Origin of the sequence: Macrococcus sp. PK (assembly GCF_022501545.1) — a bacterium.
In the GTDB taxonomy this organism is placed as follows: domain Bacteria; phylum Bacillota; class Bacilli; order Staphylococcales; family Staphylococcaceae; genus Macrococcoides; species Macrococcoides epidermidis.
In genome coordinates, this window is sequence record NZ_JAEPRF010000005.1 from 24,339 (window position 1) to 35,659 (window position 11,321).

Genomic DNA, 11,321 nt, shown 5'->3' on the forward strand with positions numbered 1-11,321 from the left:
TATACTATTATAGATGAATTAAAGGAGAATTTACATGACTGAAGAAATTAATTTAGAGAAATTTAATAAATCGATTGAAGCAAGACAAATGACATTTGATGATATCGATGAAATTATAGCACTACAAAAAATTTGTTTTCCTGGTATGGAACCGTGGGAAAGAGCACATTTAGAATCACATCTTAACTTGTTTCCCCGTGGACAGATGGTTATTGAATATGAAGAGAAAATTATTGGATCATGTTCAAGTTTGATCATTAACTTTGATGAATATGATGATAAACATACCTGGAATGATATTACGGATTCAGGATATATTACTAACCATAATGATAATGGACATAACTTATATGGTATTGAAGTGATGGTTCATCCAGATTATCGTGGTATGCGTGTTGGACAACGTTTATATGAAGCACGTCGTGAAATCGCTTATGAACTTAACTTAAAATCAATCATTATCGGAGGACGTATTCCGAATTATCATCAATATCAGGATGAGTTGACACCGCGTGAATATGTCAATGACGTGATGAAACGTAAGATTAAGGATCCGGTACTTACATTCCAGTTTATGAACGGATTTACTTTGATGCGTATTAATCCGAACTATTTAAAAGACGATGTGAAAAGTAGTAAGTATGCAACATTAATGGAGTGGAACAACCCTGATTTCGTTGCTAAATCTAACCTACATTTCAGAACAAGTTATCCCGTACGAATTTGTACAGTTAACTACATGATGCGTAAAATTGATTCTTTTGAGGAGTTTGCGAACCAAATCGAATATTTCGTTGATGTAGCATATGATGCAGGTAGTGACTTTGTTGTCTTCCCTGAATTATTAACAACACAGCTGATGAGTTTTGATGAGAAGAGAAATCCAGCAGAATCTATCCGTCAGTTGACAAAATATACGGAACAATATATTGAAATGTTCAATGACTTTGCGATGCGATATAATATTAATATTATTGGTGGCAGTCACTTCGTTGAAGAAAATGATGATATTTATAATATTTCATACTTATTTAGACGCGACGGATCAATTGAAAAGCAATATAAAATTCATGTTACGCCAAATGAACGCAGATGGTGGGGTATTTCACCTGGTAAAAAGGTGGAAGTGTTTGATACAGATTGTGGCAAGATTGCCATTCAAATCTGTTACGATAGTGAGTTCCCAGAGATGGCACGTATTGCAACTGAGAAGGGTGCTAAAATAATATTCACACCATTCTCAACTGAAGACAGACAAAGTTATCTGCGCGTGAAATATTGCTCAATGGCACGTGCGATAGAAAATCAAATCTATACTGTTACGAGTGGGACATGTGGTAACTTACCGCAAACAGAAAATATGGATATCCAGTATTCTGCTTCTGGTATCTATACACCAAGTGACTTTGGATTTGCACGTGACGGTATCGTCGGTGAAACGGGTGAAAATGATGAGATGGTTATGATCGGTGATGTTGACTTAGAAGTATTACGTCGTGGTCGAGAAGACGGAACTGTCCGTCAGTTACGTGATAGAAGACATGATTTATACCGCGTTGAATACAGACGTGACTAATATAAAAGAATGGTGTGCTTATGAAGAATAGTACGTTACTTTTAAAAGAAATTGCTGAATTTTTAAATGAAGAGACAGAAGTATATTCTATGATGAATGGTGCCCTTGACCGATTGGTTAAGGGGACCAATTTTTCTACTGGATGGATATTCTTTATCGATGAAGACGGGACCCATGCGTTGGCATCTGAATATGGATTGCCGGATGCTTTGCTTATGGATGATTGTCGTTATATGACAGAAGGACCGTGCTGGTGTGTATCGCGATATCATCAGAAGAAGTTAACGAAAGCGAGTAATATTATTACATGTTCACGAATTGTAAAAGCGAATAAACAATATAGTGATAAGACCGGTGGTATTACACATCATGCAACAGTGCCACTTCAATCAGGCGATGAAAGATTTGGGTTATTAAATGTAGCGACACCGAACACTAAAATTTATTCAGAAGAAGATCTCGCCTTATTAGAGTCTGTGGCCTTTCAAATCGGTAGTGCAATCAAACGTATCTATCTTACTGAGAAAGCACGAGAGACCGCATTACAGGAAGAACGAAATAGACTCGCTCGTGATTTGCATGACTCAGTTAATCAGATGCTATTTTCATTAAAGCTCACTGCGCATGCAGCAGGGACGATGAGTAAGGACGAGCAATCTATTCAGGCGTTTCAGATGATAGAATCTACCAGTCAGGATGCAGTCAACGAAATGCGTGCATTAATCTGGCAGTTGAAACCGGTAGGATTAGAACAAGGCTTGGTTGAAGCTGTAAAGAACTACGCAGAAGTGTTAGGATTAAATGTAACGATCAAAGTAACTGGTCTACTCAATCTGGAAAGTAAAGTAGAACATACAATCTTCAGAATTATTCAGGAAGCAATGAATAATGTTAAGAAACATGCTCAAACAGATGCAGTATCCATTCATTTATCGCAGAAAAGTGAACAGTTTATAATGAAGATAGAAGACAAAGGTAAAGGATTTAAAGTAACTTCAGCAAAAACTTTACCGACGCATGGTCTAAAGAATATACTGCAACGCAGCAATGAGATAGGCGCAGAAGTTAATATGAAAAGCGAAGAAAATGTCGGAACAATAATAGAACTTTTTTATCCGAAAGGACAACAACATGAAAATAATAATCGTAGATGATCATCATATTGTGAGACAAGGATTACAATTTTTACTATCAACAGAAGCAGACTTTGATGTTGTTGCTGATTTCAGTGATGGCAGTGAAGTTGTGTCATATCTTAAAGAACATGATAAGCCGGAGTTAATTATTATGGATCTTGTAATGCCTAACATGGACGGCATAGAAACAACTAAAGCCATTAAAAGCAGCTATCCCGAAGTGAAAGTGCTTGTATTATCAAGTTTTGTTGATGAAGAACATGTAATGGGTGTGATAGATGCAGGAGCAGATGGCTATGAAATGAAGGACAGTGAACCTGATGTGTTGATTCACACAATCAAACAGGTACTATCTGGCGCCCAGGCGTTCCATCCGAGTGTAGAAGCATATAAAGAATCCGGGCTGAATTTGCCGCATATAAAGAATCCATTATCAAAGCGAGAACTGGAAGTATTAGCTGAAATGTCAAAAGGCTTAACCAATAAAGAGATAGCAGAGCAGTTATTTGTATCAGAGAAGACAGTCAAGACCCACGTTAGTCATATCTTTGCAAAGCTTGAAGTGAAAGATCGCACGCAGGCTTCGATGTATGGTGCGAAGTATAATTTGTATAAATAGGTATGCTTTGGAGAATACCGAAGTTAATGTGTCCAATAACGAGGCAATATTGGACACGTAATGAGAGAAACAGCTGAAATCAAGTGCGTCTTGTCCGATAAAAGTGATATATCGGACATGTTAAGAGCAAAATAGCGTAAATCAAGGACGTCTTGTCCGATAAAACTGATATATCGGACATGTTGGGAGCAGAATAGCGTAAATCGAAGACGTCTTGTCCGATAAAAGTGATATATCGGACATGTTGAGAGCAAAATAGCGTAAATCAAGGACGTCTTGTCCGATAAAAGTGATATATCGGACACGTTTAACATCATCAAAAATCCAGCCCTATGATAATCTTCATAGGGCTGGTTTTCTTTTATAATACGTCCTGAAATTCAGGTGTTTTATCAAATACACTTTTAGCGAATGGACATAATGGGATAATCTTTTTGTTGTTTTGACGTGCGTATTTAACCGCAGCTTCTACCATCATCTTACCTGCACCTTGACCACGTAATTCATCGTTAACTTCGGTATGATCGATAATAATTTTATCTTCTCCAGTCGGCACATAAGTCATTTGCGCTTTAGGGCTTGATACATCACCGATATAAAATAAATTTTCTTTATGATTTACAGCCATCATAATAATAACACTCCTCGTAGTGAATTCTGTTTAGATTAAGTATAAATGTATTAGCCGGTTTAATAAAGCAATTAAGCAGATAGTAATTGAATTGATAATGGTAAAAGTATACAATAATACTTAAAATAGGAGGTTACCTGATGATAGATAAATGGTGGGCGAAGGATGAATGGTTAACATTGATTTTTATGATTAGTTATATGGCTATGAAGGACTGGTTACCAAAAATGTGGGCAGAACGTATTCTTCTCATTGTACTTGCTTTCGTTATGCTCTATTTCGTTGTTAAACTTACTGTCTATATTATAAATGAGTATCGTCATACAAAAATTACGCATATTAATTATTTCATCAATAAAGAAACTGATTATTTCATCGTCTGGTTAATACCTGTGTTATTTAAACTCGCTACATACTACTTAGTTTATGTCGTGATGATGATTGAATGGGGTAATCTGTGGAATTATATTATGGTCTTCGGCGGCATTGTTCTGGTTCTTGTTATATTTGATGAATACTTCGAACGACATAGTGAGGTAAGAGAGGTGTTTAACCGTGGTAAATAATATATTATCCTGGTTTAAAAAGAACTTTAATAATATTTTTAAATATACTTGGATTATACTTTTTGTGACTATTGAAGATAGATTTTATAGAGGCGTATTATTAGCAGTTATTATAATCGTAAGTATTTATCATTTCATAGATTTTCATAAAGAATTTAATCGCAATATGAATCGGTTACAATCAGATCCACATTTAAACTATCCATATGATTTGAAGAAAGATGGACGATTTATTTATTTTTCAAGAACAATGATTTTTATTTTTATGGTTACACTTATGATTATATTGTATTTTGTTAAACACTATCTATGGGTTTATTTTATAATTTTTATTTTAATATTCATAATCTTTTACAATTTAGAGAAAAAATTTGAAAAGCGCACTAACTTAAGAGAGCTTTTGTTTGGAAAAGACGAGACAACCTAAATAGGAATGCTCGTCTTTTATACATATTGTATTCATTTCCTATTCATGTGGTTCTAAGTGAACGATTGTTTCAATTGCACCATATGCTTCTTTAATATCGTGTTCTATATTTTCAGTAATATCATGGCTTTCCGCCACTGTAAGATTTGCATCTACTGTTACGGTAACATCGATAAATGTCATGACACCGTGATTTCTTCCTTTAATATCTACAACGGATAATACATCCTCAACATTTAAGACGATTTTCTTCATCTCATCAAGTGTTTCTGCATCGAAGCCGTCTGTTAATGTAATAGCTGTTTCAAAGAATATTTCAATTGCTGTTTTCATGATTAGCAAGCCAACTACGATTGCTGCGACTGTATCTAAGAAGGGCAGTCCCATAAATACGCCGACAATACCTACAAATGTTCCAAGTGATACAAGCGCATCGGACAGGTTATCAGCAGCTGCTGCTTTTAATGCACTGGAATCTACTTTCTTCGCTAAATTCCGATTGTAGAAATAGACGAGTAGCATCGCTAACGCTGATAATATCGCTACTACTGCTGTTTCAATGGATGGCGTTGAAAAGTCCTGATTGATATAGTGTCGAATGCCCTGAAGGATTACCTGAACGCTGACTGCAAACATAATGAATGCAGCAATGAGTGAACCGATATATTCAGAGCGATAGTGACCATAGTTGTGATTATCATCTGCTGGCTTCATACTAATTGCAAGTCCGATAAGCAGAGCAACTGATGATACAACGTCAGTCGCGTTATTTAATCCATCGGCAACAAGCGCTTGTGAGCCATTCATATAACCGAATAACAATTTTATCGTAGTAAGCAATACATACATTATGATACTGACTTTTGCACCTTGCTGAGCTTTTGCGAGTTGATCTTTTACCTGCACTTTTTTCATCCTCTCAAATCATGTCTTATTATTATCAAACAAATGGGAAGAAATATCTAGTGAATTGCAGTGAATCATATAAAAATTATTATGCTTGTAATAGTAAATACAAATAAGATTTTTATTCATAAAAATTCATAATTATAAAAATTACAATTTACATTGAAATAGAAATAATTTATAATTATTTGTAATAGTCAGAAAATTCGGTTGTTGAGGAGGATATTATGAAAATAAAAGGGAACATGACAGTCAGGATTATTATTGCATTAATTGCTGGTATTGCTATAGGTTCATTCTTTAATATATATCAGGATGCAAGCTGGGTTAAGTGGATCAATCAATATGTCTTTAATGTAATCGGTCAAATATTCTTAAATCTAATCTTTATGCTTGTTGTACCAGTAGTATTTGTGTCTATTGTTTTAGGTGTGCTTGGTGTAGGTGATCCTAAACATTTAGGTTCTATCGGTTTAAAGACGATTTCATTCTTTTTAGTAACGACTGCATTAGCTATCACCCTTGCAATGTCACTTGCTTTAGTATTTAAACCAGGTGACGGTAAAAGTGAGCTGTTAAATAGTGAAGAAGTAAAAACGTATGCTGAAGAACAGAAGAAAAAAGCTGCTGCAGCAGAAGAAGAAGGCACACCTGCCACCCAGACTTTTGATCAGACATTGATCAATTTAATTCCGAAAAACCCTGTACTTGCGATGAGTGAAACAAACATGCTGCAAGTGATTACGTTTGCGATATTTATTGGTATCGGAATGATTGCATTACGCGAAAAAGTTTCAGCAGTAAAATTACTGTTTGAGCAGACAAATGAAATACTGATGTTTATCGTAACAGCAATTATGCAGTATTTCGCACCACTAGGAACATTCGGTTTAGTTGCAACAGCATTTACGAATGCAGGGTTTGGTGCTATTAAACAGCTGGCAATGTATTTCTTCGTTGTGTTATTAGGTCTATTTTTACATATGATTCTAGTATATGGTGGTGCAGTCAGTTTCTTAGCACGCAGAAATCCTATCTGGTTCTTTAAAGGTTTCGCACCGGCAATGACGGTTGGATTCAGTTCATCAAGTTCAAATGCGACATTACCGATTTCTTTAGAATGTGCACAAGATAATTTAGAAGTACGTAAAGAAATATCATCTTTTGTACAACCTTTAGGTGCGACGATTAATATGGATGGTACAGCGATTATGCAAGGTGTTGCAACAATCTTTATCGCTCAAATTTCAGGTGTAGATTTAACGCTTGGACAGATGGTGACAGTTGTTGTCGTAGCAGTCGTAGCATCTATCGGTACTGCAGGGGTGCCAGGTGCTGGACTTGTAATGCTTGCAATGGTTCTGACATCAGTCGGTTTAAATCCTGCCGCAATCGGAATTATTTTAGGAATAGACAGACTGCTCGATATGACGCGCACAGCTGTTAACATTTCTGGAGATGCTGCTTGTGCAGTTGTAATTTCTGAACAGGAAAAGCGTTATTTAGCAAAAAAAGGTATGAAAGTTGCATAATTGTGACATTAAAAAAATAATTTTAAAAAAAGAGGAAACTTTTAAGGGTTTCCTCTTTTAATTTTTTGTAAATTATATTAAGATGGTAAAGTCACTTTAGATGAATGTGTATTTTTTCAACTTATATTTTAAGAGCATTTACTGACATAAATTTATATTTAGAGAGAAAGGTCGTATAGAAAATGGATAAACAGCAATTCACAGATTTACTTCAAACAAAATTCAAAATGGTGCGTATCGAAGCGGGATATACACAAGATACTATGGCTCAGACAATCGGCTTATCAAAGAAAACGTTAGTTCAAATTGAGAAAGAACGTGTATTACCGAACTGGACAACATGCGTTTCATTATGTGCATTATTCAGAGATTCAGAAGTATTACAAAATACTTTAGGTGGAGATCCACTTGAAGTGATTCAAGTGATTTCACGTGGGGCATGTTCATATCCGGATCAGGATAACAAAAATGAATTATGGTGGACTACGATTGAATCAGATCGTGACATCGTCTTACAACAAAACAAAATTTCTAACCTTTACCGTGTATTAGATGGTTCAACGCAACCATTATATGGATCAAATAAAGCACGTGAAGCGGAAATGTTCTTTAATAAGAAGAAAAATGAAAATTTAGTAAGCTTATAATATACTAAACAAACGCTTATCCAGCGTTTGTTTTTTTTATATAGAGGTATTAAACTAATAAGTATTAAAAAATAAAGAGGTGGCATATTGAACGCAGTATTAATCGTATTATTTATGGGACTCATCGGTGCACTTATCGGTGGATTTACAAATTATATCGCAATAAAGATGTTATTTAGACCATTTGAACCAAAATTTTTATTTGGTAAACAATTACCGTTTACACCAGGACTCATTCCAAAACGTCGTAACGAATTGTCAGTTAAGATGGGAGAAATGGTAACAGAACATTTACTCACGCCAGAAATCTTTAAAGAAAAGTTGATGACCCCGCAAACAGAAAGGTTTATTAAAGACTTTATCGTACGTCAGATTCAGACGTTAAAGACAGGACAATATTCAGTCGACGATTTTGCACGACGCTTTAATATAGATGTAAGTGCGCTCGGCAATGAGAAACTACGTCTTCAACTTTCGCAAGTCATTGATCACGCAATTTTAACGCACAAAAATGAACCAATAGCAAATTTATTACCCGCTGATTTACGTGGGAAGATTGATACACAAGTTGAAAGTTTGCCGCCAATGATCATGCAAAAATTACGTGACTATGTTAATTCAGCAAAAGGGTATGATGATATGATGCAAATGATCGATCGTTTCTTTTTGGAAAAAGGTCGCGTTGTCAGCATGATTCAAATGTTTATGACGAAAGAGATGATTGCAGATCGTGTTATTAAAGAATTTAATGCATTAAGTAGAGAAGAAAAGTTAAACAATATCATCGCTACTGAAGTAAATCGTGAATATCATCTGTTGTTAACTAAACAACCGTCTAACTTTATCAGTAACCAGGAAATAGACACGATTAAAGAAAATTTAATCGAGCAAATCATCACGCAAGTCGACTTAAAACGCTATACGTCTACACCACTTGTCACACTTGCACCAAAAGCTTTTGAATATATGGAAGATGAAGGCAGCGACAGATTTGTGCATTATGCAATCTCTAAAACATCAGATAATATTGCTGAAATTTTAGAGAAAGTACATATCGCGGAAATCGTCAAACAGCAGATTGATAACTTCGAATTATCGTTTTTAGAGCGACTCGTTATTGAAATATCAAACAAGGAATTAAAGATGATTACATTTTTAGGCTTCCTGCTCGGAGGCATTATCGGTTTAGTACAAGGTGTAATCGCTCTCTTTGTATAATGAGCGCCGTTTATGGTATATTTATTACGAACAATTAAATTATGTGTAAATTCAAAGGAGAATGATTATGTCAGTTAATATTTATGATGAAGCAAACCGTTTAGAAAGCGCATTACGTCAAAGCGACGAATACAATGCGATTAAAGAACATTACTCTGCAGTAAACAATAACCCTGAATCAAAGAAAATCTTTGATGATTTCAGAAAGATTCAGTTAAATTTACAGGAAAAACAAATGTCTGGTCAGGAAATTACAGAAGACGATTTAAATGCAGCACAGTCAACTGCTGAATTAATCGAAAAAGATGAAAACATTTCTAAATTAATGGAAGCAGAACAAAAAATGAGCTTCATGATTCAGGAAATTAATCGTGTTATCATGAAACCTTTAGAAGAATTATATGGCGTACAAACTGAAGATACGCCTGAAGCTTAATTGCTAAAATTTAAGCTTTCAAGTACAATAATTAAATAAATTATCAAATAAACAAAAAGTGATATGCTTTTTGTTTATTTTTTTGTGAGGGATACAATGAAGTTTTATTTAAAACATGAACAGTTCGATTCAATTCAACTCTATATTAAAAATATCATCAATCTGTATTTTGAAGAAAGCTACTTATTTGAAGGTGTTGGAGATAATCAGATCAATCTTAATATCGAGCAAAAAGATGAAACAACTGTTACGACAACAATGACCATAAATGGTAAAACATATACGCAATCTGCAAAAAGAAATGGTGTTACAAAGCGCGATATGAAACAGGCGCTTGGTGAGACTTTAATTACGATATTAACTGATCATACAGGCATTGTTCAAAGCTGGGGAACACTGACTGGCATAAGACCGACGAAACTATACCATAAATATTATAGACAAGGACTAACCCATGAAGAAATTACGAAAATATTGGTACGTGATTATTTAATTTCCATTGAGAAAATTGACTTGATGAGAGATATCGTACACACACAATTAACTGCTATGCCTGATCTTTATCAGCTTGAACGTGAAGTAAGTATTTATATCGGAATTCCTTTCTGTCCGACTAAATGTGCATACTGTACATTCCCAGCATATGCAATACGTGTATTTAAAGATCAGGTACCAGAATTTTTAGTAGGATTAATTCACGAAATAAAGCATACTGCAGCATGGTTAAAAGATAATGATATTAAAGTGACTTCTATCTACTTTGGTGGTGGTACACCGACGTCGATTGAACCGAACGATCTATCGTTGCTGCTTGAAACAGTATACACATCATTTGACATGACGCATGTACGTGAAGTTACAGTGGAAGCAGGACGTCCCGATACGATTGATACGGAAACGCTGAATGTACTTAATCATTATGATATCGACCGCATCAGTATTAATCCACAAAGCTTTACAGACGCTACTTTAAAAGCGATTGGACGCCATCATAGTGTTCAGGAAACGATTGATAAGTTTCAACTATCACGCGCACACCATATGAATAATATTAATATGGACTTAATTATCGGATTACCAAATGAAACACGCGTTGAAGTGGAAAACTCTTTACAGGAGACGAAAAAATTAAATCCAGAGTCATTAACGGTACATACGTTGAGCTTTAAAACAGCGAGTGAGATGACACGTAATAAAGCAAAGTATCCAGTGGCGCCAAGAGATGAAATCATTCATATGATGAACATGACAAGGCAATTTGCTATAGAAAATGATTATATTCCGTATTATTTATATCGTCAGAAAAACATACTTGGAAATCTTGAGAACATTGGTTATTCTAAACAGGACGAAGCTTCGTTATATAATATTTTGATCATGGAAGAAGTCCAAACTATTATTGGACTGGGTTGTGGTGCATCAAGCAAGCTTATCGATCCTGTTACTGGTAAGATTGAAAACTTTTTAAATCCAAAAGACCCGAAATCATATAACAATAGTTATGAAAGTTATACAGACAAAAAGATTGAAAAATTAACGCAATGTTACACAAGCATCTAAAGTGATATCACTTTAGATGCTTTTTTTCGACTTGTCTAACAATTTTATATGATTTAATGTAAAATAT

The 11,321-nt window shown here is 34.9% G+C and carries 11 protein-coding genes; 9 read left to right on the forward strand and 2 right to left on the reverse strand.

Translation table 11 applies throughout. The annotated features are described in order from the left end of the window. The first annotated feature begins 34 nt into the window (after positions 1–34). From JJJ02_RS04515 to JJJ02_RS04525, 3 genes are read left to right on the forward strand one after another with little or no spacing between them, the layout of a single operon-like run. Entirely contained in the window at positions 35–1,576 is a 1,542-nt protein-coding gene (locus tag JJJ02_RS04515; RefSeq protein WP_111716279.1) for a bifunctional GNAT family N-acetyltransferase/carbon-nitrogen hydrolase family protein, read from the forward strand. A gap of 20 nt (positions 1,577–1,596) precedes the next feature. Further along, the gene (locus JJJ02_RS04520) at positions 1,597–2,730 is read left to right on the forward strand and encodes a GAF domain-containing sensor histidine kinase (RefSeq protein WP_239243199.1); all 1,134 of its coding nucleotides are present in this window, start codon (positions 1,597–1,599) and stop codon (positions 2,728–2,730) included. After that, a complete protein-coding gene (locus tag JJJ02_RS04525; protein WP_239243200.1) occupies positions 2,708–3,331 on the forward strand; it encodes a response regulator transcription factor in 624 nt (207 codons plus the stop codon). Before JJJ02_RS04520 ends, JJJ02_RS04525 begins: the two co-directional genes overlap by 23 nt. Before the next feature lie 361 nt (positions 3,332–3,692). Here the strand turns inward: JJJ02_RS04525 and JJJ02_RS04530 are convergent, their stop codons facing one another. Beyond that, positions 3,693–3,962 carry a GNAT family N-acetyltransferase gene (locus JJJ02_RS04530; protein WP_096075987.1) on the reverse strand — a complete coding sequence of 90 codons (270 nt, stop codon included), beginning with the start codon at positions 3,960–3,962 and terminating at the stop codon, positions 3,693–3,695. A 140-nt stretch (positions 3,963–4,102) separates the two neighbouring features. Between JJJ02_RS04530 and JJJ02_RS04535 the strand changes: the two genes are divergently transcribed. Beyond that, positions 4,103–4,528, forward strand: a complete 426-nt coding sequence (locus JJJ02_RS04535) for a hypothetical protein (RefSeq protein WP_240837634.1) — start codon at positions 4,103–4,105, stop codon at positions 4,526–4,528. A gap of 466 nt (positions 4,529–4,994) precedes the next feature. Here the strand turns inward: JJJ02_RS04535 and JJJ02_RS04540 are convergent, their stop codons facing one another. Then, positions 4,995–5,870, reverse strand: coding sequence for a cation diffusion facilitator family transporter (locus JJJ02_RS04540; protein WP_111716287.1), 876 nt, complete (start codon positions 5,868–5,870; stop codon positions 4,995–4,997). A gap of 218 nt (positions 5,871–6,088) precedes the next feature. Here JJJ02_RS04540 and JJJ02_RS04545 point away from each other — a divergent pair, with 218 nt between their 5' ends. The 5 genes from JJJ02_RS04545 (at position 6,089) to JJJ02_RS04565 (ending at position 11,254) form a co-directional block, all read left to right on the forward strand. Further along, entirely contained in the window at positions 6,089–7,393 is a 1,305-nt protein-coding gene (locus tag JJJ02_RS04545; RefSeq protein WP_111716289.1) for a dicarboxylate/amino acid:cation symporter, read from the forward strand. A gap of 182 nt (positions 7,394–7,575) precedes the next feature. Further along, positions 7,576–8,040, forward strand: coding sequence for an XRE family transcriptional regulator XdrA (gene xdrA / locus JJJ02_RS04550; RefSeq protein ID WP_111716291.1), 465 nt, complete (start codon positions 7,576–7,578; stop codon positions 8,038–8,040). An 87-nt stretch (positions 8,041–8,127) separates the two neighbouring features. Continuing rightward, positions 8,128–9,258 carry a DUF445 domain-containing protein gene (locus tag JJJ02_RS04555; RefSeq protein ID WP_240837636.1) on the forward strand — a complete coding sequence of 377 codons (1,131 nt, stop codon included), beginning with the start codon at positions 8,128–8,130 and terminating at the stop codon, positions 9,256–9,258. Between the two features lie 67 nt (positions 9,259–9,325). Next, a complete protein-coding gene (locus JJJ02_RS04560) occupies positions 9,326–9,694 on the forward strand; it encodes a YlbF/YmcA family competence regulator (RefSeq protein ID WP_099576673.1) in 369 nt (122 codons plus the stop codon). 96 nt (positions 9,695–9,790) lie between these two features. After that, positions 9,791–11,254 carry a coproporphyrinogen III oxidase gene (locus JJJ02_RS04565; RefSeq protein WP_239243204.1) on the forward strand — a complete coding sequence of 488 codons (1,464 nt, stop codon included), beginning with the start codon at positions 9,791–9,793 and terminating at the stop codon, positions 11,252–11,254. The last annotated feature ends 67 nt before the right edge of the window (positions 11,255–11,321 follow it).

What these genes read in the sequence shown, in the direction of transcription:
- JJJ02_RS04560 (WP_099576673.1), top strand. Translation starts at nt 9,326, where the DNA reads ATGTCAGTTAATATTTATGATGAAGCAAACCGTTTAGAAAGCGCATTA.
- JJJ02_RS04515 (WP_111716279.1), top strand. Translation starts at nt 35, where the DNA reads ATGACTGAAGAAATTAATTTAGAGAAATTTAATAAATCGATTGAAGCA.
- JJJ02_RS04535 (WP_240837634.1), top strand. Translation starts at nt 4,103, where the DNA reads ATGATAGATAAATGGTGGGCGAAGGATGAATGGTTAACATTGATTTTT.
- JJJ02_RS04530 (WP_096075987.1), bottom strand. Translation starts at nt 3,962, where the DNA reads ATGATGGCTGTAAATCATAAAGAAAATTTATTTTATATCGGTGATGTA.
- JJJ02_RS04545 (WP_111716289.1), top strand. Translation starts at nt 6,089, where the DNA reads ATGAAAATAAAAGGGAACATGACAGTCAGGATTATTATTGCATTAATT.
- JJJ02_RS04520 (WP_239243199.1), top strand. Translation starts at nt 1,597, where the DNA reads ATGAAGAATAGTACGTTACTTTTAAAAGAAATTGCTGAATTTTTAAAT.
- JJJ02_RS04525 (WP_239243200.1), top strand. Translation starts at nt 2,708, where the DNA reads ATGAAAATAATAATCGTAGATGATCATCATATTGTGAGACAAGGATTA.
- xdrA (WP_111716291.1), top strand. Translation starts at nt 7,576, where the DNA reads ATGGATAAACAGCAATTCACAGATTTACTTCAAACAAAATTCAAAATG.
- JJJ02_RS04565 (WP_239243204.1), top strand. Translation starts at nt 9,791, where the DNA reads ATGAAGTTTTATTTAAAACATGAACAGTTCGATTCAATTCAACTCTAT.
- JJJ02_RS04540 (WP_111716287.1), bottom strand. Translation starts at nt 5,870, where the DNA reads ATGAAAAAAGTGCAGGTAAAAGATCAACTCGCAAAAGCTCAGCAAGGT.